Annotated in this window: 20 protein-coding genes and 2 pseudogenes; 9 read left to right on the top strand and 13 right to left on the bottom strand. The window is 60.0% G+C overall.

Annotated elements, in window-relative coordinates; all coding sequences use genetic code 11:
• Positions 1-6: 6 nt before the first annotated feature.
• From tssE to F8N62_RS13445, 3 genes and pseudogenes are all read right to left on the bottom strand, one after another.
• Entirely contained in the window at positions 7-414 is a 408-nt protein-coding gene (tssE, locus tag F8N62_RS13435; protein WP_150711373.1) for a type VI secretion system baseplate subunit TssE, read from the bottom strand.
• A gap of 13 nt (positions 415-427) precedes the next feature.
• Positions 428-1,903, bottom strand: a complete 1,476-nt coding sequence (tssC, locus tag F8N62_RS13440; RefSeq protein ID WP_150711374.1) for a type VI secretion system contractile sheath large subunit — start codon at positions 1,901-1,903, stop codon at positions 428-430.
• A 28-nt stretch (positions 1,904-1,931) separates the two neighbouring features.
• Positions 1,932-2,111 (bottom strand): annotated as a pseudogene (locus F8N62_RS13445) (type VI secretion system contractile sheath small subunit); the annotation flags it as partial.
• On the opposite strand from F8N62_RS13445, the pseudogene tssI reads away from it, so the two are divergent.
• The 4 genes and pseudogenes from tssI to F8N62_RS13465 all read left to right on the top strand — a co-directional run.
• Positions 2,103-2,930, top strand: a pseudogene (tssI, locus tag F8N62_RS13450) (type VI secretion system tip protein TssI/VgrG); the annotation flags it as partial. The pseudogenes F8N62_RS13445 and tssI sit on opposite strands and share 9 nt — an antisense overlap.
• A gap of 23 nt (positions 2,931-2,953) precedes the next feature.
• Positions 2,954-4,153, top strand: a complete 1,200-nt coding sequence (locus F8N62_RS13455; RefSeq protein ID WP_224791368.1) for a lipase family protein — start codon at positions 2,954-2,956, stop codon at positions 4,151-4,153.
• Between the two features lie 401 nt (positions 4,154-4,554).
• Entirely contained in the window at positions 4,555-4,914 is a 360-nt protein-coding gene (locus F8N62_RS13460) for a DUF6124 family protein (RefSeq protein WP_150711376.1), read from the top strand.
• A 279-nt stretch (positions 4,915-5,193) separates the two neighbouring features.
• The gene (locus F8N62_RS13465; protein ID WP_150711377.1) at positions 5,194-5,565 is read left to right on the top strand and encodes a DUF2388 domain-containing protein; all 372 of its coding nucleotides are present in this window, start codon (positions 5,194-5,196) and stop codon (positions 5,563-5,565) included.
• A gap of 304 nt (positions 5,566-5,869) precedes the next feature.
• Here the strand turns inward: F8N62_RS13465 and F8N62_RS13470 are convergent, their stop codons facing one another.
• The 3 genes from F8N62_RS13470 to F8N62_RS13480 form a co-directional block, all read right to left on the bottom strand.
• The gene (locus F8N62_RS13470; RefSeq protein WP_003195589.1) at positions 5,870-6,145 is read right to left on the bottom strand and encodes an HU family DNA-binding protein; all 276 of its coding nucleotides are present in this window, start codon (positions 6,143-6,145) and stop codon (positions 5,870-5,872) included.
• A gap of 192 nt (positions 6,146-6,337) precedes the next feature.
• A complete protein-coding gene (locus tag F8N62_RS13475) occupies positions 6,338-7,486 on the bottom strand; it encodes an NAD(P)/FAD-dependent oxidoreductase (RefSeq protein ID WP_150711378.1) in 1,149 nt (382 codons plus the stop codon).
• 18 nt (positions 7,487-7,504) lie between these two features.
• Entirely contained in the window at positions 7,505-7,672 is a 168-nt protein-coding gene (locus F8N62_RS13480) for a rubredoxin (protein WP_007954349.1), read from the bottom strand.
• Positions 7,673-7,873: 201 nt separating this feature from the next.
• On the opposite strand from F8N62_RS13480, the gene F8N62_RS13485 reads away from it, so the two are divergent.
• Entirely contained in the window at positions 7,874-8,425 is a 552-nt protein-coding gene (locus F8N62_RS13485) for a chorismate--pyruvate lyase family protein (RefSeq protein ID WP_150711379.1), read from the top strand.
• Entirely contained in the window at positions 8,425-9,315 is an 891-nt protein-coding gene (gene ubiA / locus F8N62_RS13490; RefSeq protein WP_150711380.1) for a 4-hydroxybenzoate octaprenyltransferase, read from the top strand. Before F8N62_RS13485 ends, ubiA begins: the two co-directional genes overlap by 1 nt.
• Positions 9,316-9,435: 120 nt before the next feature.
• On the opposite strand, the gene F8N62_RS13495 is transcribed toward ubiA, so the two are convergent.
• The gene (locus F8N62_RS13495; protein ID WP_150711381.1) at positions 9,436-9,822 is read right to left on the bottom strand and encodes a hypothetical protein; all 387 of its coding nucleotides are present in this window, start codon (positions 9,820-9,822) and stop codon (positions 9,436-9,438) included.
• Positions 9,823-9,975: 153 nt separating this feature from the next.
• Between F8N62_RS13495 and phoB the strand changes: the two genes are divergently transcribed.
• From phoB to F8N62_RS13510, 3 genes are all read left to right on the top strand, one after another.
• Positions 9,976-10,665 (top strand): phosphate regulon transcriptional regulator PhoB, encoded by a 690-nt coding sequence (phoB, locus tag F8N62_RS13500; RefSeq protein ID WP_008150066.1) that lies wholly within the window; start codon positions 9,976-9,978, stop codon positions 10,663-10,665.
• Between the two features lie 81 nt (positions 10,666-10,746).
• Positions 10,747-12,033: a phosphate regulon sensor histidine kinase PhoR gene (gene phoR / locus F8N62_RS13505; protein ID WP_263597214.1), complete on the top strand. Its 1,287-nt coding sequence runs from the start codon at positions 10,747-10,749 to the stop codon at positions 12,031-12,033.
• A gap of 123 nt (positions 12,034-12,156) precedes the next feature.
• Positions 12,157-13,497, top strand: coding sequence for a hemolysin family protein (locus tag F8N62_RS13510; protein WP_150711383.1), 1,341 nt, complete (start codon positions 12,157-12,159; stop codon positions 13,495-13,497).
• A gap of 102 nt (positions 13,498-13,599) precedes the next feature.
• Here the strand turns inward: F8N62_RS13510 and F8N62_RS13515 are convergent, their stop codons facing one another.
• The 6 genes from F8N62_RS13515 to F8N62_RS13540 form a co-directional block, all read right to left on the bottom strand.
• Positions 13,600-14,496: a peptidoglycan DD-metalloendopeptidase family protein gene (locus tag F8N62_RS13515; protein WP_150711384.1), complete on the bottom strand. Its 897-nt coding sequence runs from the start codon at positions 14,494-14,496 to the stop codon at positions 13,600-13,602.
• Between the two features lie 206 nt (positions 14,497-14,702).
• The gene (locus F8N62_RS13520; RefSeq protein WP_150711385.1) at positions 14,703-15,611 is read right to left on the bottom strand and encodes a response regulator; all 909 of its coding nucleotides are present in this window, start codon (positions 15,609-15,611) and stop codon (positions 14,703-14,705) included.
• Between the two features lie 168 nt (positions 15,612-15,779).
• Positions 15,780-16,541 (bottom strand): phosphate signaling complex protein PhoU, encoded by a 762-nt coding sequence (gene phoU / locus F8N62_RS13525; RefSeq protein WP_150711386.1) that lies wholly within the window; start codon positions 16,539-16,541, stop codon positions 15,780-15,782.
• Between the two features lie 72 nt (positions 16,542-16,613).
• Positions 16,614-17,447, bottom strand: coding sequence for a phosphate ABC transporter ATP-binding protein PstB (gene pstB / locus F8N62_RS13530; RefSeq protein WP_150711387.1), 834 nt, complete (start codon positions 17,445-17,447; stop codon positions 16,614-16,616).
• Between the two features lie 166 nt (positions 17,448-17,613).
• The gene (gene pstA / locus F8N62_RS13535) at positions 17,614-19,284 is read right to left on the bottom strand and encodes a phosphate ABC transporter permease PstA (RefSeq protein ID WP_150711388.1); all 1,671 of its coding nucleotides are present in this window, start codon (positions 19,282-19,284) and stop codon (positions 17,614-17,616) included.
• A 15-nt stretch (positions 19,285-19,299) separates the two neighbouring features.
• Complete coding sequence (locus tag F8N62_RS13540; RefSeq protein WP_150711389.1) at positions 19,300-21,582, bottom strand: ABC transporter permease subunit; 2,283 nt, start codon at positions 21,580-21,582, stop codon at positions 19,300-19,302.
• Between the last annotated feature and the right edge of the window lie 100 nt (positions 21,583-21,682).

Here is a 21,682-nt window from a genome sequence, read left to right on the forward strand (position 1 = left end):
AAGTCATTAACTGACGTTGACTTGACCGCTGCCATCCAGGCGCGCGGCGAAACTGACCTGACGCTTGAAACCTTCAACTTCCAGCAGGCCTTCGATGCTGAAGGACAGGCGAAGCTGATCGTGTTCACGCGGCAGGGATATGACACGCACGTCGCTCAGGCGTGGTTCGTAGGCTTCGATGAAGCTTTCGATGGCCAGGCGCGCCTGACTCAAAGAGTCGTGCAGGCTCAGGCGCATGTCATTGAGATCGGGTAGCCCGTAATCGGACAGCGTTTGCACGCTGCCCGCACGGGTGCTGAGCATCTTGGCCAGATGGGCAGCCACGGACGCCATGGCGCAGACCTCGCGGCTCCAGCCGACGCGTTTGTCCGCGTCGCCACCCAGGCGTTCGAAAAGGCTGCCGTATCCAGTCATGAATGAACTCCGCTTACTCTTTGTCCAGCTTGCCAACCAGCGACAGGGTGAAATCGGCCCCCATGTATTTGAAGTGCGGGCGCACGTTCAGGCTGACGCGGTACCAGCCAGGCTCGCCTTCAACATCGCTGACGATGATCTGGGCTGAACGCAGCGGACGACGACCACGGACTTCGGCACTCGGGTTTTCCTGATCGGCGACGTACTGGCGGATCCACTTGTTGAGTTCCAGCTCGAGGTCGGTACGTTCTTTCCACGAACCGAGTTGCTCGCGCTGCAGCACTTTCAAATAGTGAGCCAGGCGGTTGACGATCATCATGTACGGCAGTTGGGTGCCGAGCTTGTAATTCAGCTCTGCGGTCTTGCCTTCAGCGCTGATGCCGAAGAACTTCGGCTTCTGCACCGAGCTGGCGGAGAAAAACGCCGCGTTGTCGGAGCCTTTGCGCATGGTCAGGGAGATGAAACCTTCCTCGGCCAGTTCGTATTCACGACGGTCGCTGACCAGGACTTCGGTCGGAATCTTGGTTTCGATTTCGCCCATGCTTTCAAAGTGGTGCAACGGCAGGTCTTCAACCGCGCCACCGCTTTGCGGGCCGATGATGTTCGGGCACCAGCGGAATTTGGCAAAGCTGTCAGTCAGCTTGGTACCGAACGCGTAGGCGGTGTTGCCCCACAGGTAGTGCTCGTGGCTGTTGGCGACGGTCTCTTTGTACACGAACGATTTGACCGGATTTTCTTCCGGGTCGTACGGGTTACGCAGCAGGAAACGCGGCACGGTCAGGCCAACGTAACGGGAGTCTTCCGACTCGCGGAAGCTCTGCCATTTGGCGAATTGCGGGCCGTCGAAGTGATCTTTCAGATCTTTCAGGTCCGGCAGGCCGGTGAAGCTTTCCAGGCCGAAGAATTTCGGGCCGGCCGCGGCAATGAACGGCGCGTGGGACATGCAGGCCACGCTGGACACGTACTGCATCAGCTTCACGTCCGGCGAGCTTGGGGACATGAAGTAGTTGGCGATGATCGCGCCGACCGGCTGGCCACCGAACTGGCCGTATTCAGCGGTGTAGATGTGTTTGTACAGGCCAGACTGCATCACTTCCGGCGAGTCTTCGAAATCGTCCAGCAGGTCTTCTTTGGAGACGTTGAGGATTTCGATCTTGATGTTTTCGCGGAAGTTGGTGCGGTCGACCAGCAACTGCAGGCCACGCCACGACGATTCCAGTGACTGGAAGTCCGGGTGGTGGAGAATTTCATCCATCTGACGGCTGAGCTTGGCATCGATCTCGGCGATCATGCGGTCAACCATGGCTTTCTTGACCGGCTCACCGTTGTTCTGCGGCTTGAGCAGCTCTTCGATGAAGGCCGACACACCGCGCTTGGCGATGTCGTAGGCTTCGTCGTCCGGCGTCAGGCGGGTTTCGGCGATGATGCTGTCGAGAATGCTGTATTCGCCGTTCTCGTTTGTCTTTTGCTGCGCTGCACTCTTGCTCATAGCGTTGGCTTCCTTGGCTGATGAAGACTCAGGCGTCCTGGGCGGCGGCGTTCAAGCCCAGCTCACCCAATACGCGACCGCGGGATTCGTCGTCGGCGAGCACGCCTTCGATGGCTTTGCGGAACGCAGGCGCGTTACCGAGTGGGCCTTTGAGCGCCACCAGCGCGTCGCGCAGTTCCATCAGCTTTTTCAGCTCGGGTATCCGCTGCTGATGAAGACTGAGAAACACGGTAAACAGCTCGTCCGCCAAGCGCTGGAGCGACACCGTAGCGACTATCAGTTGGCTGACGGGAAAAGCAATCAGCCGACACTGCGCAGCGGTTACCTGTTTGATCTCACCGAACACCCGCGCGCCACCTGCAACGCTATGTGGTTGCTGGTGAGCCTTCGTCACGAAGGAAAAGAACCACAAACTCTGGAAGAAGCATTCGTCAGCGACGACCCACCCGCGGACGGCTTCACTCAAGGCTACCGCAACAGCTTCAGCGCCATTCCGTCGGACGTTCTCTACCGCCCTCCTCTGCGCCCCCGAAAACCTGTGCTGGTTTGCCAGACCGCCCGTGTCACAGGCCCGCCCGGCGAGGACATTTTTTGCGATGAGTACGGCAGGGTGCGCGTTGAGCTGCCGTGGGATCGGGCAGAACTCGCCAGCGAAAAAAGCAGCTGCTGGCTACGGGTTGCGTCCAGTTGGGCGGGCGAGGGTTTTGGGGCAGTGACGATCCCGCGCGTCGGGATGGAAGTGGTCGTCACTTTTCAGGAGGGCGATCCGGATCAGCCGCTGATTACCGGTTGCGTGGTCAACAAGGTCACGTCCGTCGCTCATCAACTGCCCGAGCACAAAACCAGAACGGTGTTGCGCAGCCAAAGCTCACCGCGCAATGGCGGCTACAACGAATTGTCGATTGAAGACTGCGCAGGCCGGGAAAAAATCTACCTGCGCGCACAGCGCGACATCGAGCAACTGATCCTCAACGACAGCCACAGCCTGATCAACAACGACCGCTTCGAGCAGGTGGACAAGCCTTCATCACCCATCACGACGAGGTGATATTGGTTTGCGTACGGGGAACCAGCGAACTGTTAGCCGACGCCGCGCTGGATGGGGATGCCTATCAGGTGCCCTTTGAAGAAGGGGACGGTAAGGTGCACCGTGGGTTCTACAAAGCCGCCACGGTGGCTTATTCGTTCGTTACCGCCTACTTGGAAAAATTCTACATCGGGCAAAAACTGGTGATTACCGGGCACAGCTTGGGCGGGGCGGTGGCGCTGATACTGGCTGAAATGTTGCGGCGTAACAGTCGATATGCGCCGCAGATAGTGCTCTACACCTACGGAGCCCCACGCTCCAGCGACACAACATTCATCGAAAGCGCCAAGCCGCTGATTCATCACCGTATCGTCAACCATAATGATCCCGTGCCGGGCATACCCACCACCTGGATGAACACGCCGTCCCATCCCAAGTCGATGTATCTCGGCCACGGAACGGTCATTGCCCTTCATCCGGCTGCGGGTTTAGCGCTCCTGATCGTCGGGATCAGTAACTTCGGGGGTGACGCGTATGGGCATCACGGAAAATTGCGTCACTTCATGCCGGTAGAATTTGGCGAAGGGGAGCAGTCTTCTATTCTTTGGGAACCGGGTTGCAGCACGATCAATGATCATGGTTGCGCCAAGGCGCTAAAGCAGGTGAATGGTTTGCCCAATCGGGGCTCATGGCTGCGCCAGCTGTTTGAAGCCAACGATCACTTTATGGTCAGCAGCTACATTCCCGGCTGTTGGGCCAGCCTGCGGCGCTGGCAGCAAGCACAGGAGCACAAGCGGTCATTAGTGACGTGGCGGGAATTCAGTTGGATGAGCGATGCCTTGGCAAACATCGAAAAGCAACTGAACGACATCAATCGGAGTATCAACCGGATCCCCAGCGCTAATGAAAGACACCAGGAAAGGATCCTTCAAACGACATCTCTTAAGAATGAACTCAAAAAGCTAAAAGAAACCCGGGATCGCTTAGTGGCGCTGCACAGTCAGACCGTCAGCGAGGCTGATGTGTATGGCAGCTATGCCGAACAACCAGAATGGGTGCAGGAGAGCCTGGATCGCTGGAACGCTCACTCGGAAAACACGGTCCCGGAACAACTGGCAATGATCCCGCCAGCGGCCGTAGACCATGACGCGGAAATTGCCGCAATGACGGGTGGGCATGCGGTGGGTGCGCCATTTAATTTGGATATTGATTCGATTGTGTAGCGCTTGCCCGAGTCAACAACAGTGGTAGTTTGGCTGCCACTTAAACACCGCTTGCCGAGCCTGTTTAAAAGCCTTGTAGGTTACTTCCTGAGAGCTACAACACCTTGCGTCGTTGCCTACAGCTACGCCAGAATCCGCCGGCTTGTGCGCCTTGGGGCTGGTCGGTAACTTGATTCCTGTCACTGCCCATCAGTGATCGGGTTTAGTCGCTCGCTGGTAATTGAAGTTGCACAGGCGTCTGTCAGACAGGTATTCCAACCTGCATTCGATGGTGGCTGTGCGTAGGGCACCTTCGGGTGCGCCGGCTTCTTCAATTCCCCGGTCCGACTAACCTGCGTACAGCTGCCACCCTTCGTTTAGTCGGCGAAGTGTGGGCAGCATCACTCAAGGAATTGAAGATCATGCCCAAGGTCACGCCCAACCCGCCAGACACCGACGGAGTAGCCGCAGCCGAACATTCCCTCGACCAGCCTTCGCCGTCAAACGCACCGCAACCTCCAAAACGCAACGGCCAACTCTTCACCGTCTCCGCGAACATCAACACCGAAACCCTCCTCGCCAACGCCTCGGAAGACCTGCTATCCATCAGCGCCATCGCCGCCGACCTAGCCGACGGTGTGGACGGCTCACGCCGCTCCAAAGCCCTTGCGCTCAGCCGCATGGCCGACGGGGTTCATTTGTTGGTGGAGCGAGCGTTGGATCATCTGGATGAGCCGGAGATGGCGGCGATTTTCGCCAAGCAAGAATGCCAGGTCGGATAACTAACGGGCAGTAAATAACCCTGATGGAGTGTTCCTCCCCATCGGGGTTTTTCTCGTCAGGGTAATTAGCAAACAGTTGAGAGCACAAAAACCAACACAGTTATCTGCCCTGTCTCCGGAACACGTGTAGGACGCGTCCGATTTGGTCTGCTTGGTCTTGAAGTGCCTCTCTGCCTCGGTACTGTGCACTTGCACAACCCAATCCTGACGGTGCGGCACATCGTTGATGGCAGCGCGCTCACGCTTAGGGCGACCACAGACAGGGAGTTCAACCAGATCATGACTACTCGACGCAAAAAAAAATGGGCTGTGGCCCTCGGGAGCTTATGGGGGGCGATGGCCACACTCGTAGGTAGCGACTCTGTTCGGGCTGAAAGTGTCACTTACGATAATCACCTATCGTTCACGGGATCCCTGTCGTACATGACAACGGTCTATCCGTTTACTGCGACAACGAACGACATAAAGAATGGCTTCTCCAAACTCTTCATTCAGGCGATGAAAGACGATGCCGCCGCTTATATCGCTACCAACGGCGATCTCGATGGACCCATGCTTGAATCTGCATGGCGCACGTACTTGGAGCAACACGCAGATCGTCAGCCAAGCAAGAAAGAGTTTGCCCACTTGGTTTTAGCGACCTATGGATGAACACCAAACACGCGGTCTTTTGTGGGAGCGAGCCTGCTCGCGATGGTGGTTAACGATGACGCTGGAAGTCTGATTCCCCGCGGTGTTCTCAGGTTCATCGCGAGCAAGCTCGCTCCTACAGGGGTGGGGGTTTAATCAGGAATCCAGCGTTACCGTTTACGTTGATCACCCGGAGATGGCGGCGATATTCGCCAGGCAGGAAGCCTGCGCCGGTTAAACCATCACCCACAAAAAATGGGCACCCAACCCGGTTGGCGTGCCCATTTTTTATTCCGCTCCCGTCTACGCGGGATGGGAATACTGATTACGGATTGACGCTGTCTTTCAACGATTTACCCGGCTTGAACGCGACGGTGTTGCTGGCCTTGATTTTCACAGGCTCACCGGTTTGCGGGTTTTTGCCGGTACGGGCGCCGCGGTGGCGTTGCAGGAAGGTGCCGAAGCCGACCAGTGTCACGCTGTCCTTGCGGTGCAGGGCGCCGGTGATTTCTTCGAGAACGGCGTTGAGGACGCGGTTGGCCTGCTCTTTGGTGAGATCTGCTTTTTCCGCGATGGCGGCGGCGAGGTCTGGTTTACGCATTAGTGAAGCCCCTTTGACGGTTTTTTGTTGTTATGTCCGTGCTGTTCTCGTTGGAACAGCGCCCAAAGCGCCGCAGGTGCTCTACTCTGCGGCAGACGGGAGTGAGGATGGCACGCACGGAAGAGCCGCGCCAGTCTCGGCGCGACGTTTGTGGTAGCAAAACCGGGGTGATTCCGACAGAACGACCAGTATTTACGCCAGCAGCGGTGGAAGCTCTTTGTTCAGCGCGAGTTTTTCCATTACGGCCGAGCCTGTCAGGGCATAACCGAGCAGTTTGCCGTCTGCATCGCGGCATAAAACCTTGATGTCAGCGCCCTGCCCTTCGACCGTCCAGACGCCCTCCAAACCCCGTGGCGGCGGCGAAACCACCAACGGGCAAACCGGCGTTTTAACCGTGATCGGCATCGCGCCGTAGCTCACCGCCGTCGGGTTTCCGGCGAGGGTCTGTGCCAGCGCTCGCGCGCAGCTCATGAGGGGCATGACGTACAACAGATTCAGCCCGTCGACTTCGGCGCAATCGCCCAGCGCATAGATATTGGCGTGGGAGGTTTTCAGGTGACGGTCGACGACGACGCCGCGATTGACCTGCACACCGGCGGCGGCCGCGAGGTCGATGCGCGGACGCAGGCCGATGGCCGACACCACTACGTCGCACGGGATGACCTGACCATCGGAAAGGTGGGCTTCCAATCCGTCTTCAACGCGCTGCAAACGGTTGAGCACCGGCCCGAGATGGAACCGTGCCCCCAAACTCTCCAGCCCTGCCTGGACCGCAGCGGCCGCTGCCGGGTGCAGCAGCGTCGGCATCACTTGCTCGCACGGTGCAACCAGTTGCACCTCATAACCGCCGAGGATCAGGTCGTTGGCGAATTCACAGCCGATCAGGCCGACACCGAGCATCAACACCCGACGCTTGCCGGCCGCAAATGCGCGGAAGCGGGCGTAGTCTTCGAGGTCGTTGATCGGGAACACCGCGTCGGCCGCGTCGCCTTCGATCGGCACGCGCACGGTTTCGGCGCCCCACGCGAGAATCAGGTCGCGGTAAATCACCGACTCCTCGCCGATCCACAGACGCTTGTGGCCCGGGTCGATGCCGCTGATGCGCGTGTGGGTGCGCACTTCGGCCTTCAGCGTGTCGGCCATGGCGCCCGGCTCGGCCATGCTCAGGCCGTCGGCGTCTTTGTTTTTGCCGAAGCCGGTGGAGAGCATCGGCTTGGAGTAGGAACGCCCGTCATCGGCGGTGATCAGCAGCAGCGGGGTTTCGCCATCGAGTTTGCGAAATTCCCGGGCCAGGTTGTAGCCCGCCAGGCCGGTGCCGACGATCACGACAGGTGCGTTCATGCCTTACTCCTCCAAGTCTTAGTTGATTTCGATCATTTCGAAATCCATCTTGCCAACGCCGCAGTCCGGGCACAGCCAGTCTTCCGGCACGTCTTGCCAAAGCGTGCCCGGCGCAATGCCGTCATCCGGCCAGCCGTCGGCCTCGTTGTAGATCAGGCCGCAGACCACACATTGCCACTTTTTCATTCAGGTACTTCCTCAGGATTCAGGCTCATTGCTGGCGCGCACGGTCGATGATTGCAGCGTTGCCGTGCGGCTCAGGGCGTTTTGTACTGATCGGACCCGGCAGATGCAAGCCTGTTCAGCGCGATCGCGCGCCGGATCAATCAAAATCGCGGGCCGACATGGTAAGCTCGCCGCCTCATTTGCTGCCAATAATGACTCATTGTGCAACACACAAACGCCCCGCTCTGGCTCCCGCAAAGCCAACTGACTCCCCTCCCCGACGCCCCTACCCTCGACTGGTTGTTCGATGAAGGCTCGCTGACCCGACGCCTGACCCGCCTGTCAAACGACGGCTTCAGCGTCACGCCGCTGTTCGAAGGCTGGCAAGCGCTGCGGGCGGACGAATGTGCGGCCCTGGACCTGGCCGACGGCAGCGAAGGCTGGGTGCGCGAGGTGTATCTGCGCGGTCACGGCGAAGCCTGGGTGTTTGCCCGCAGCGTGGCGGCGCGCAGTGCTTTACAGGGCGACGGTTTGCACATGGACGAGTTGGGCAGCCGTTCGCTGGGCGAGTTGCTGTTTTGCGACCGGGCGTTTCAACGCCGCGCCCTCGAGGTTTGTCACTATCCTCAGCAATGGCTGCCGGTTGAGTGCCGGGCCGCTGACTTGTGGGGTCGACGCTCGCGCTTCGACCGTGGCGCCCTGAGCGTGCTGGTGGCCGAAATTTTCCTGCCGACCTTGTGGAGCGCCGCCCGCGCCCATCCGGAGAACTGCTGATGTACCAGAGCCTGCTCAAGTCCCTGAACCGCTTGAACCCACGGGCCTGGGATTTCGTTCAACTGACGCGCATGGACAAGCCGATCGGCATTTATCTGCTGCTGTGGCCGACGCTGTGGGCGCTATGGATTGCCGGCAAAGGTTCGCCGTCGCTGGCCAACGTGGTGATTTTCGTCCTCGGCGTGGTGCTGACGCGCGCTGGCGGTTGCGTGATCAATGACTGGGCGGACCGCAAGGTCGACGGCCACGTCAAACGCACCGAGCAACGGCCCTTGGTGAGCGGCAGGATCAGCTCCAAAGAAGCCCTGGTGTTTTTCGCGCTGCTGATGGGCGTGAGCTTCCTGCTGGTGTTGTGCACCAATGCGGCGACGGTCTGGCTGTCGTTCGGCGGCTTGGCGCTGGCCTTCACTTACCCGTTCATGAAGCGCTACACCTATTACCCGCAAGTGGTGTTGGGCGCGGCGTTTTCCTGGGGGATGCCGATGGCGTTCACGGCTGAGACCGGTGAACTACCGGCGGCGGCGTGGCTGCTGTGGATCGCCAACTTACTGTGGACGGTCGGCTACGACACTTATTACGCGATGACGGATCGCGACGATGATCTGAAGATCGGAGTGAAATCCACGGCGATTCTGTTTGGCGAGGCGGATCGGGTGATCATCCTGACCTTACAAGGGTTGGCGTTGGGTTGTCTGTTGCTGGCCGGGTCGAAATTCGAGCTGGGCGGTTGGTTCCACCTCGGGTTGCTGGCGGCGGCGGGCTGTTTTGCCTGGGAGTTCTGGTACACCCGTGGCAAAGACCGGATGCGTTGCTTCAAGGCGTTTTTGCACAATCACTGGGCGGGCTTGGCGATCTTCGTGGGGATTGTGCTGGATTACGCCCTGCGTTGACCGCAGACAACCCGTGGCGAGGGAGCTTGCTCCCGCTCGAGTGCGCAGCACTCGCAGAATTCTGGGTCCGCTTCGCGGCCCACCGGGAGCAAGCTCCCTCGCCACAGACATCGCCAGTTGCTACATCTTCGGACCTTGGAGGATGTGCCACTTGTCCATCTTCTTGTCGCCGGTCATGTCTCCTGGCTTCTTGTCTTGAACGAAGTAGTACAGCGGCTTGCCGTCGAACGCCCACTGCATCGATCCATCGTCACGCTTGATAATGGTCCACTTGCCTTCATCCTTGTCGGCCGCGGTGGCTTTCAGCGGCGGCCAGTTTTCTGCGCACTTGCCGGTGCACGCCGACTTGCCACCGGTGTCGTTGTCGAAGGTGTACAACGTCATGCCCTTGTGGTCGACCATCATGCCGTCTTTAACCATGCCCGGGTCTTCAGCGAAGGCCATTGTCGGCAGCGTTAGCACGGCCGTAACCAGTAGAGCCTTCCAGGATTGAGCGATGTGCTTCATGGAAACCTTCCTTTCGTGGTTGTCAGGATTCGGACTTAGAGAATAGTTCAGGATCACGCCAATCGCAGGGCGACTAAAATACTGTCACACGACTGCAATAATTCCGTTATCTAATGCGGCGCAAGACAGTTAAATGACAAGAGGATTAAAGGCATGGTTGGCAGGAGCATTCTGATCGTCGACGACGAAGCGCCCATTCGCGAAATGATCGCCGTTGCGTTGGAAATGGCCGGCTATGACTGCCTGGAGGCCGAAAACTCGCAGCAGGCCCACGCGATCATTGTCGACCGCAAACCGGACCTGATCCTGCTCGACTGGATGCTGCCCGGCACCTCCGGCATCGAACTGGCCCGGCGCCTCAAGCGCGATGAGCTGACCGGGGACATCCCGATCATCATGCTCACCGCCAAGGGCGAAGAGGACAACAAGATCCAGGGCCTGGAAGTCGGCGCCGACGATTACATCACCAAACCGTTTTCCCCCCGTGAGCTGGTGGCGCGCCTGAAAGCGGTGCTGCGCCGTGCCGGGCCCACCGATGGCGAGACGCCGATCGAAGTCGGTGGCCTGCTGCTGGACCCGATCAGCCACCGCGTGACCATCGACGGCAAACCCGCCGAGATGGGCCCGACCGAATACCGTTTGCTGCAATTCTTCATGACCCACCAGGAACGCGCCTACACCCGTGGCCAGTTGCTGGATCAGGTCTGGGGCGGCAATGTGTATGTCGAGGAACGCACCGTTGACGTGCACATCCGTCGCCTGCGCAAAGCCCTCGGCGATGCGTATGAAAATCTGGTACAAACCGTGCGCGGCACCGGCTACCGTTTTTCTACCAAAGCCTGATCCGGACCTTTCCCGCCCGACAAGCTGACAAGGACGCGCGTTTAAGTGAACCAAAACTGGCATGGCACCCTGATTCGCCACATGCTGCTGCTGGTCACCGCCTGCCTGGTGATCGGCCTGATCACCGGCTATTACGGCTGGAGCCTCGCAGTGGGCCTGGGCTTGTACCTGGCCTGGACGCTCAAGCAATTATTGCGCCTGCACGAGTGGCTGCGCCTGCACAAACCTGATGAAGCACCGCCCGATGGCTATGGCCTGTGGGGCGAGGTGTTCGACAGCATTTATCACCTGCAACGCCGCGACCAGCGCGTGCGCGGGCGTCTGCAAGCGGTGATCGATCGGGTTCAGGAATCCACCGCCGCGCTCAAAGACGCGGTGATCATGCTCGACACCGACGGCAACCTCGAATGGTGGAACCGCGCGGCGGAAACCCTCCTCGGCCTGAAAACGCCGCAAGACAGCGGTCAACCGGTGACCAACCTCGTACGCCATCCGCGCTTCAAGGAATACTTCGAGCAAGACAGCTACGCCGAGCCGCTGGAAATTCCCTCGCCGATCAACGATCGCCTGCGCATTCAGCTGTACATCACCCGCTACGGCAACAACGAACATTTGATGCTGGTGCGCGACGTGACGCGCATCCATCAACTGGAACAGATGCGCAAAGACTTCATCGCCAACGTTTCCCACGAACTGCGCACGCCGCTGACGGTGATCTGCGGCTACCTGGAAACCCTGCTCGACAACGTTGAAGAAGTAAACCCGCGCTGGACCCGTGCCTTGCAGCAAATGCAGCAGCAAGGCGGGCGCATGCAGACGTTGCTCAACGATCTGCTGTTGCTGGCGAAACTGGAAGCCACTGATTACCCGTCGGACAATCAGCCGGTGGCCATCGACGGCCTGCTGCAATCGATCAAGAGCGACGCGCAGCAGCTGTCCGGGCAGAAAAACCAGGGCATCACGCTGGAGGCCGACCCGACGATTCTGCTCAAGGGCAGCGAAGCCGAATTGCGCAGCGCGTTCTCCAATCTGGTGTTCAACGCGGTGAAATACACCCCGGCCGAAGGGAATATCCGTATCCGCTGGTGGGGCGACGAGCAAGGCGCGCACCTGAGCGTGCAGGATTCCGGGATCGGCATCGACAGCAAGCACTTGCCGCGGTTGACCGAGCGTTTCTATCGCGTCGACTCCAGCCGTAACTCCAACACCGGCGGCACTGGCCTCGGTCTGGCAATCGTCAAACACGTTTTGCTGCGCCACCGCGCACGGATGGAAATCAGCAGCGTGCCGGGCCACGGCAGTACGTTTACCTGCCATTTTGCGCCGGCTCAGGTCAGCAAATCCCGGGTAATCAGCACCGCCGACTGATACCGGCCAGCGTTCCCCCCTAGTCAATCGCACAGTCAGCCGCTACATTGGCTGACTTGTGCCTGCCCTTCAGGCACCGCATTCACCCCCTTTTCGAATACACGGAACCCGCAAAACTCCATCATGGACCCTTCCCCTGGCTTGACCCTCGCGACACTCTTCGCCGATTTCGGCATGATTCTTTTTGCTCTGATCCTGGTTTTGCTCAACGGCTTTTTCGTTGCGGCGGAATTTGCCATGGTCAAACTGCGCTCGACCCGGGTCGAGGCCATCGCTGAGAAAAACGGCTGGCGCGGACATATCCTGCGCACCGTTCACAGTCAGCTCGATGCCTACCTGTCGGCGTGTCAATTGGGTATCACCCTCGCCTCCCTGGGCCTTGGCTGGGTCGGCGAACCGGCGTTCGCGCACATCCTCGAACCGCTGCTGGAAGCTGTCGGCGTAGAGTCGGCCGAAGTGGTCAAGGGCGTGTCGTTCTTCGCCGCGTTCTTCGTCATCTCGTACCTGCACATCGTCGTCGGCGAGCTGGCCCCGAAATCCTGGGCCATCCGCAAACCCGAGTTGCTGTCGCTGTGGACTGCGGTGCCGCTGTACCTGTTCTATTGGGCGATGTACCCGGCGATCTACCTGCTCAACGCCAGCGCCAACGCGATCCTGCGGATCGCCGGCCAAGGCGAACCCGGCCCGCATCACGAACACCATTACAGCCGTGAAGAATTGAAACTGATCCTGCACTCCAGCCGTGGCCAGGACCCCAGCGACCAGGGCATGCGCGTGTTGGCCTCGGCGGTGGAAATGGGCGAGCTGGAAGTGGTCGACTGGGCCAACTCCCGCGAAGACCTGGTGACGCTGGAGTTCAATGCGCCGCTCAAAGAAATCCTGGCGATGTTCCGTCGCCACAAGTTCAGCCGTTATCCGGTGTACGACAGCGAAAGCCAGGAGTTCGTCGGCCTGCTGCACATCAAGGATCTGCTGCTGGAACTGGCGGCCCTGGACCACATTCCCGAGTCGTTCAACCTCGCCGAACTGACCCGGCCGCTGGAACGCGTGTCGCGGCACATGCCGCTGTCGCAGTTGCTGGAACAGTTTCGCAAAGGCGGTTCGCACTTCGCCGTGGTGGAAGAAGCCGACGGCAACATCATCGGCTACCTGACCATGGAAGACGTGCTCGAAGTGCTGGTCGGCGATATCCAGGACGAACACCGCAAGGCCGAGCGCGGGATTCTGGCGTATCAGCCGGGCAAGTTGCTGGTACGGGGTGACACGCCGCTGTTTAAGGTCGAGCGTTTGCTGGGCATCGACCTGGACCACATCGAAGCCGAAACCCTCGCCGGGCTGGTGTACGAAACCCTGAAACGGGTGCCGGAAGAGGAAGAAGTGCTGGAAGTCGAAGGCTTGCGCATCATCATCAAGAAGATGAAAGGGCCGAAGATTATATTGGCCAAGGTGTTGATGCTGGATTGAGTGCAATGCGGGGAACTGCATGGCCCCTGAAAGATCGCAGCCTTCGGCAGCTCCTACATGGGATTGCGATGCCCCTGTAGGAGCTGCCGAAGGCTGCGATCTTTATTGTTTGCCCAACGCAAAGTTGGGCAACGCGCCCACCGGCTGATTGAACTGATACGGAATCGACACCAGCCCCATCCCCGTATTGCGCTGCACTACGAAATGCAGGTGCGGCCCGCTGCTGTTGCCGGTATTGCCCGACAGTGCCAACGGGCTGCCCAACGACACCCGCTGCCCCTCGCGAACGCTCACCGAACCTTGCTTGAGGTGCAGATAAACGCCCATCGTCCCATCGTCGTGCAGCACCCGCACGAAATTGCCCGACGGGTCGGTGCCGCGCCCGGTCTGGGCATTTTCGGTTTTCACTACCACCCCGCCGCGCGCCGCGATGATCGGCGTGCCTTCGGGCATCGCGATGTCCATCGCGTAGCGGTTCCTCGGACCAAAGTGGCTGTACTGACCATTGGCCCCCTGACTCAGCCGAAACGGTCCACCCCGCCAGGGGAACGGGTATCGATAAGCCATCGCGGCCCCTGAGGGATCGCCCAGGAAATATTCGAACTTGGGCACGTAGGCGAGCGGCCTTTCGGCCTGCCTCGTCGTGAGCAGCGCCAGACGGATGCTGCTGCGCGCCGGCATGACCCGCCGGATCGGTCGGCTCGGCGCACCGCTGACGTTCTCCAGCCCGGCAAAACTCAACTCGATCTCCACCGGCGCATACAGATCATTGCGCACGTAAACGCTGTCCACGCCCTTCTTCTTGGTAATGACGAGGTACACCTGACGCTCAAGGTGCTCGACCATGCGATCGCGAAAAGTGAACACCTGGGAGCCTTTCGTGGGGCGGTCGCTATAAGAGACCACGCCACTGGCGTCGGTGGACTTGTAGATCGTCATGGCCCACGCCGGGGTGGAGGCCAGGAGAAGACCGCAGTAAAACAACAGGCGCGCGAGCATGGTCAGGATTCTGTCGAGTGAGTCTTGGATAGGAGCCTAGCAGCTGCAATGGACCCGGGTAGTCGGCAGATGTTTCAAATTGGGCAGTCAAGCGGATGTGTGGTGAATCTGATGGCCCCTTCGCGAGCAGGCTCGCTCCCACAGGGAAAGAGATTCCAATGTGGGAGCGAGCCTGCTCGCGAAGGCGGTCTTTCAGGCGATGAAGATCACGCGCCGGGAATGAAGTGCTTCTGCGCTGTACCCCGGGCGATCAAGCGCGAGATGTAGTCGAGCTTCTGCGCGTCCTGATCGACAAAGCGGAAGGTCAGTTGCAGCCATTCGCTGTCGGGCTTTTGTTCGAGAGCGACGATGGCGTGCAGGTAGCCGTTGAGACGCGCAACTTCAGCGTTGTCGCCCTGCTCCATGTCGAGCACGGCGCTGTCGAGTACTTGCGGGAGGGCTTCGGTGCGCTTCACCACCAGCAGCGCTTCCTTGAGGCTCAGCGCCTTGATCACGCAGGGCTGAATGCCGTTCGGCAGGCGCAGTTGGCCTTGCCCGCGACCGCCGGAGCCTGGGTTGGCAGCCACCGCAGCCTTGACCGGCGGGCTGTTGAGCAGACCTCGCGACGGCGCCGCAACTTGGGCAGGTGCCGCGGCGACCACTTCGGCCTTGCCGCCGGTCAGTGCGCTCAAGGAGTCGTTGCCGAACGCCGAGTTCATTTTGGTCGGTGCGCTGTTCATCAAGGTGTCGAGCTTGCCGACCTTGTTCAGCGCCTGCTTGACCTTGGTCAGCAGTTGTTCGTTGGTGAACGGCTTGCTGACATAGCCGGATACGCCGGCCTGGATCGCCTGGACAACGTTCTCTTTGTCGCCACGGCTGGTCACCATGACGAAGGGCATGGTCTTGAGGTTGTCCTGCTCGCGGCACCAGGTCAGCAGTTCCAGGCCGGACATTTCCGGCATTTCCCAGTCGCACAGAACCAGGTCGAACGCTTCACGCGCGAGAATGGCCTGAGCCTTCTTGCCGTTGACCGCGTCTTCGATGCGGATCCCCGGGAAGTAGTTGCGCAGGCACTTCTTCACCAGGTCACGAATGAACGACGCATCGTCCACGACCAACACACTGACCTTACTCATCCATCACCCCTTTAAAAAATCCCGGCAAGCATACCGTCTTACTGATGGCACATTGCCAAAAACCTTCAGTCACGCCGGGACTTTTCGTTCGCGGGTGCTGCTGTCGAATTGGTAAACCCGCAAACAAAAACGCCCGGCCAAAAGGCCGGGCGCTTTACTTGGGCAATACTACTTATCGTCAACTTTGCCCGGAACATTAGCGGTTTCGCCACTTGTGCCTTCAACTTCTTCCTTCATGCGCTTGAGGCCCAAGTGACGCACATCGGTACCGCGCACCAGGTAAATCACCAGCTCGGCGATATTGCGCGCGTGGTCGCCGATACGCTCCAGCGAACGCAGCACCCAAATAATGCTCAGAACCCGCGAGATAGAGCGCGGGTCTTCCATCATGTAGGTCGCCAGTTCACGCAGCGCGGTCTTGTATTCGCGGTCGATGATCTTGTCGTACTGCGCCACTGACAACGCCAGGTCGGCGTCGAAACGGGCAAACGCGTCCAGCGCATCGCGCACCATATTGCGCACCTGGTCGCCGATGTGACGCACCTCGACGTACCCGCGCGGCGCCTCGCCTTCTTCGCACAGCTGGATGGCGCGGCGGGCAATCTTGGTCGCTTCGTCACCGATGCGCTCCAGATCGATCACCGACTTGGAAATGCTGATGATCAGACGCAAGTCGGACGCCGCCGGCTGACGACGGGCCAGAATGCGCAGGCATTCTTCGTCGATGTTGCGTTCCATCTGATTGATCTGGTCATCGATTTCGCGGACCTGCTGGGCCAGGCCGGAGTCAGCCTCGATCAGCGCGGTCACCGCGTCGTTGACCTGCTTTTCCACGAGCCCGCCCATGGCCAGGAGGTGGCTGCGCACTTCCTCGAGCTCGGCGTTGAACTGCGCGGAAATGTGATGGGTAAGGCCTTCTTTACTAATCATGTTGGCGTCCTTGGAGCGTCCGGTAAGGTGCGGTGGGCCGCAGCGTCAGTTCAGTGAGCAACCACAGCTGTCCTAGCCGTAACGACCAGTGATGTAGTCTTCGGTCTGCTTCTTCGCCGGATTGGTGAACAGGGTGTCGGTGTCGCCGAATTCCACCAGTTTGCCCATGTACATGAACGCCGTGTAGTCGGAAACCCGCGCGGCCTGTTGCATGTTGTGGGTAACGATGACGATGGTGAACTTCGATTTCAGTTCGTAGATCAGCTCTTCGACTTTCAGTGTCGAGATCGGGTCGAGTGCCGAGCACGGTTCGTCGAGCAGCAGCACTTCGGGCTCCACGGCGATGGTGCGCGCGATCACCAGACGTTGTTGCTGACCACCGGACAGGCCGAGCGCCGACTCGTGCAGACGGTCTTTGACTTCGTCCCACAGCGCCGCGCCTTTGAGTGCCCACTCGACGGCTTCATCAAGGATGCGCTTCTTGTTGATGCCCTGGATGCGCAGGCCGTACACCACATTTTCGTAGATGGTTTTCGGGAACGGGTTGGGCTTCTGGAACACCATGCCGACCCGGCGACGCAGCTCGGCCACGTCTTCGCCCTTGCGGTAGATGTTATTGCCGTAGAGGTTGATTTCGCCTTCTACGCGGCAACCGTCGACCAGGTCGTTCATGCGGTTGAAGGTACGCAGCAGCGTGGACTTGCCGCAGCCGGACGGGCCGATGAAGGCGGTCACGCGCTGTTTCGGGATGTTCATGCTGACGTCGAACAGGGCTTGTTTGTCGCCGTAGAACAGGCTCAGGCCCGGCACTTCGATGGCCACGGTTTCCTGCGCCAGGCTCAGGCTCTGTTTGTCGCGGCCCAGAGCGGACATGTTGATGCCGTGGGTATGTGTTTCGTGCTGCATGGGAAATCCCCTGTGCTAACAAATTCGGTTCGGCCCGCAGGCTATGCCTGCGGTTTCGCAATTCTTTCTGTAGGAGCGAGCTTGCTCGCGATGGTCTGTCAGACACAGAAGAGGTGTCGGATGTACCCTTTTCGCGAGCAAGCTCGCTCCTACAGTCAGGTGTTGATTAACTATCCAGCGCTTTGTATTTTTCGCGCAGGTGGTTGCGGATATAGACCGCCGACAGGTTCAGTGTCGCGATGACCATCACCAGCAGCAACGCCGTGGCGTACACCAGCGGGCGAGCCGCTTCGACGTTCGGGCTCTGGAAGCCGACGTCATAAATATGGAAGCCCAGGTGCATGATCTTCTGGTCGAGGTGAAGGTACGGGTAGTTGCCGTCCAGAGGCAGCGACGGTGCCAGTTTCACCACACCCACCAGCATCAGCGGCGCCACTTCACCGGCGGCGCGCGCCACGGCGAGGATCATGCCGGTCATCATCGCCGGGCTGGCCATCGGTAGCACAATCTTCCACAAGGTTTCAGCCTTGGTCGCGCCGAGGGCCAACGAGCCTTCACGCACGGTGCGAGGAATCCGCGCCAGGCCTTCTTCCGTGGCCACGATCACCACCGGCACGGCCAGCAGCGCCAGCGTCAGCGAGGCCCAGAGCAGGCCCGGCGTACCGAAGGTCGGGGCCGGCAGCGCTTCAGGGAAGAACAACCGGTCGACCGAGCCGCCCAACACATAAACGAAGAAGCCCAGACCGAACACGCCGTAGACGATGGCCGGGACACCCGCCAGGTTGTTCACGGCGATGCGGATGATCCGGGTCAGCGCGTTCTGCTTGGCGTATTCACGCAGGTAAACCGCTGCCAGCACACCGAACGGGGTCACGATCATCGCCATGATCAACGTCATCATTACGGTGCCGAAGATGGCCGGGAAGATCCCGCCCTCGGTGTTCGCTTCACGCGGGTCGTCGCTGAGGAATTCCCAGACCTTGCTGAAGTAGAAACCGATCTTGGTCAGCGTGCCCATGGCGTTCGGCTGGTAAGCGTGCACCACTTTGCCGATGTCGATGACCACTTCTTTGCCGTTGGCATCGCGGGCCGTCAGGCTGTCGCGGTTGAACTGGGCATGCAGATCGCCAAGACGCGCTTCGATGTCCTGATAACGGGCGTTGAGCTCGGCGCGCTCGGATTCCATGTCCGCTTGTGCGGTGGCGTCGAGTTTGCCGTCCAGCTCCAGTTTGCGACCGTGCAGGCGGATGCGTTCGAGACCGGCGTTGATCGCGCCGATGTCGACCTTTTCCAGGGTCTTGAGCTGTGCAGCGAGCTTGTTGACACGATCGACACGAGCTTGCAACTCAGGCCACGCGGCCTCGCCTTCAGCGATGACCTTACCGTCCTGTTTGACGTTGACCAGGTAACCGTAGAAATTGCCCCACTCGCGACGCTCGATCGCCATCAACTCAGGCGGCGTCTTCTGGTTAGTCAGCCACTCGCCGACGATCCAGGTGAAGTCATTGCCGTTCAGGTCACGGTTGCCGACCTTGATCAGCTCGCGGGTCATGAACTCCGGGCCCACGTCGGGCACCGGCAGGCCAGCGCTTTTCAGGCGTTCGCGCGGTACTTCTTCTTTCTGCACGATTTCGCCGATGACCAGGTGATTAGCCTGGCCCGGCACGTCGTAGCTGGCGTGGATCAAGTCCGCCGGCCAGAAGTGACCCAGACCGCGCACGGCAATCACTGCCAGCAGGCCAATGGTCATGATGACCGCGATGGACACCGCGCCACCGCTGATCCAGACGCCCGGGGCGCCGCTCTTGAACCATCCGTTCAGGGAGTTCTGTTTCACAGACTTCTACCTTTCTTAAAGCGACGAGTATTTCTTGCGCAGACGCTGACGAATCAGCTCCGCGAGGGTGTTCATGACGAAGGTGAACAACAGCAGCACCAGCGCCGAGAGGAACAGCACGCGGTAGTGGCTGCCGCCGACTTCCGATTCGGGCATTTCCACCGCGACGTTAGCGGCCAGCGTTCGCAGGCCTTCGAACAGGTTCATTTCCATGACCGGGGTGTTACCGGTGGCCATCAGCACGATCATGGTTTCGCCGACCGCGCGGCCCATGCCGATCATCAGCGCCGAGAAGATGCCCGGGCTGGCAGTGAGGATCACCACGCGGGTCATGGTTTGCCACGGCGTGGCACCGAGCGCCAGGGAGCCGAGGGTCAGGCCGCGAGGGACGCTGAACACGGCGTCTTCGGCGATGGAGTAGATGTTCGGGATCACCGCGAAGCCCATGGCCAGACCGACCACCAGTGCGTTGCGCTGGTCGTAGGTGATGCCCAGGTCGTGGGAGATCCACATGCGCATGTCGCCGCCGAAGAACCAGGTTTCCATGTACGGGCTCATGTACAGCGAGAGCCAGCCCACGAACAGAATCACCGGAATCAGAATCGCGCTTTCCCAGCCATCCGGCACTCTCAGGCGGATGGACTCAGGCAGGCGGCTGAAGACAAAACCGGCCACCAGGATGCCGATCGGCAACAGCATCAGCAGGCTGAAGATGCCCGGCAAATGCCCTTCTACATAAGGCGCGAGGAACAGGCCGGCGAAGAAACCGAGGATCACCGTCGGCATCGCTTCCATCAGCTCGATCACCGGTTTGACCTTGCGGCGCATGCCCGGAGCCATGAAGTACGCGGTGTAAATCGCGGCGGCAACGGCCAGTGGCGCGGCCAGCAGCATGGCGTAGAACGCGGCTTTCAGGGTGCCGAAAGTCAATGGCGCCAGGCTCAGCTTGGGTTCGAAATCGGTGTTGGCGGCGGTCGATTGCCAGACGTATTTAGGCTCGTCGTAGTTCTCGTACCAGACTTTGCTCCACAGCGCGCTCCACGATACTTCCGGGTGCGGGTTCTCCAGCAGCAGCGGTTGAATTTTGCCGCCGGCTTCGACGATGACGCGGTTGGCCCGTGGCGACAGACCGAACAGGCCCTGGCCTTCTACAACCTGATCCACCAGCAAGGTGCGGTGCGCGGTGCTATGGAACACGCCGAGCTTGCCGGAGGCGTCGAGGGCGATGAAGCCTTTGCGACGCTCTTCGGCGGTGATTTCAACGATAGGCGCGCTGCCCATCTGGAAGGTGCGGATCTGCTTCAGACGCTGCTCGCCATCCGGGTCGCGGGCCATGAACCACTGGGCCAGGCCGCCTTTGGAATCACCGAGGATCAGCGAGATGCCGCCGACCAATTGGGTGCTGGCGGTGATTTCGGCATCGCCGTTGTCGAGCAGCTTGTAGCGACCGTTGAGGCTCTTGTCGCGCAGGCTGAACACGTCGGCCTGGGCACGGCCGTTGATCACGTACAGCCACTGCTGACGCGGGTCGACGAAAATGTTCTTCACCGGCTCGGTCATCTGCGGCAGATCAATGCGCTTCTGCTCGGTGGCGATCTCACCGGTCATCATGTTTTCTTCGCTGGTCAGCGACAGCACATTGAGTTGCGAACCGGTGGAGCCGACCAGCATCAGCGTGGCGTCGGTGGCGTTGAGACTGACGTGCTCAAGTGCACCGCCCGACTCGTTCAGCGCAACCGGCGTTTCGCCGTACGGGTATTCGATGGCCGGCGAAATGGTTTTCTTGCCGTCCGGGTAGCTGACTTTATAAGTGTGACGGAACACCAAGGCCTGGCCGTTGGAGAAACCGACGGCTACCAGCGGCTGACCGGGCTGGTCTTCGCCGATGGACGTGACGCTGGCCCCGGCCGGAACCGGCAGATCGACGCGCTTGAGTTCGGCGCCACTGTCGATGTCGAAGAACAGCGCCTGGCCTTTGTCGGAAACGCGCATGGCGACCTGATTCTGTTCTTCCAGAGAGATCATCAGCGGCTTGCCGGCGTCTTGCATCCAGGCCGGGGTGATGGCGTCCTTCGACGTCAGGTCGGCTCCCTGGAACAGCGGGAAGACAACGTAGGCAAGGAAGAAAAAGATCAGCGTGATCGCGCCGAGAACGGCAAGGCCGCCCACGAGGACGTACCAGCGGGTCAGGCGATCTTTGAGCGCGCGGATGCGGCGCTTGCGTTGCAGCTCAGGCGTATTGAAATCAATTCGCTTGGGAGGATTAGTAGTCATGGTGGAATTGGCCAGATCATTCATGCGCACACCCTAGCGATCCTGTATGACAGAAAGATGACAATGCAGTGACGCAACAAATCCGCCGCCTGAGGGGACTGGCAGCGGATCGAAAAAATTCGGG

The organism is Pseudomonas fluorescens (genome assembly GCF_902497785.1).
Classification (GTDB): Bacteria; Pseudomonadota; Gammaproteobacteria; order Pseudomonadales; family Pseudomonadaceae; genus Aquipseudomonas; species Aquipseudomonas fluorescens_BO.

Coding starts and splice junctions, on each gene's coding strand:
- F8N62_RS13520 (WP_150711385.1), bottom strand. CDS start 15,611: ATGAGTAAGGTCAGTGTGTTGGTCGTGGACGATGCGTCGTTCATTCGT.
- tssE (WP_150711373.1), bottom strand. CDS start 414: ATGACTGGATACGGCAGCCTTTTCGAACGCCTGGGTGGCGACGCGGAC.
- F8N62_RS13495 (WP_150711381.1), bottom strand. CDS start 9,822: ATGAAGCACATCGCTCAATCCTGGAAGGCTCTACTGGTTACGGCCGTG.
- F8N62_RS13540 (WP_150711389.1), bottom strand. CDS start 21,582: ATGAATGATCTGGCCAATTCCACCATGACTACTAATCCTCCCAAGCGA.
- pstB (WP_150711387.1), bottom strand. CDS start 17,447: ATGCAGCACGAAACACATACCCACGGCATCAACATGTCCGCTCTGGGC.
- phoB (WP_008150066.1), top strand. CDS start 9,976: ATGGTTGGCAGGAGCATTCTGATCGTCGACGACGAAGCGCCCATTCGC.
- F8N62_RS13460 (WP_150711376.1), top strand. CDS start 4,555: ATGCCCAAGGTCACGCCCAACCCGCCAGACACCGACGGAGTAGCCGCA.
- F8N62_RS13515 (WP_150711384.1), bottom strand. CDS start 14,496: ATGCTCGCGCGCCTGTTGTTTTACTGCGGTCTTCTCCTGGCCTCCACC.
- F8N62_RS13470 (WP_003195589.1), bottom strand. CDS start 6,145: ATGCGTAAACCAGACCTCGCCGCCGCCATCGCGGAAAAAGCAGATCTC.
- F8N62_RS13510 (WP_150711383.1), top strand. CDS start 12,157: ATGGACCCTTCCCCTGGCTTGACCCTCGCGACACTCTTCGCCGATTTC.
- phoU (WP_150711386.1), bottom strand. CDS start 16,541: ATGATTAGTAAAGAAGGCCTTACCCATCACATTTCCGCGCAGTTCAAC.
- F8N62_RS13465 (WP_150711377.1), top strand. CDS start 5,194: ATGACTACTCGACGCAAAAAAAAATGGGCTGTGGCCCTCGGGAGCTTA.
- F8N62_RS13475 (WP_150711378.1), bottom strand. CDS start 7,486: ATGAACGCACCTGTCGTGATCGTCGGCACCGGCCTGGCGGGCTACAAC.
- F8N62_RS13480 (WP_007954349.1), bottom strand. CDS start 7,672: ATGAAAAAGTGGCAATGTGTGGTCTGCGGCCTGATCTACAACGAGGCC.
- tssC (WP_150711374.1), bottom strand. CDS start 1,903: ATGAGCAAGAGTGCAGCGCAGCAAAAGACAAACGAGAACGGCGAATAC.
- ubiA (WP_150711380.1), top strand. CDS start 8,425: ATGTACCAGAGCCTGCTCAAGTCCCTGAACCGCTTGAACCCACGGGCC.
- phoR (WP_263597214.1), top strand. CDS start 10,747: ATGCTGCTGCTGGTCACCGCCTGCCTGGTGATCGGCCTGATCACCGGC.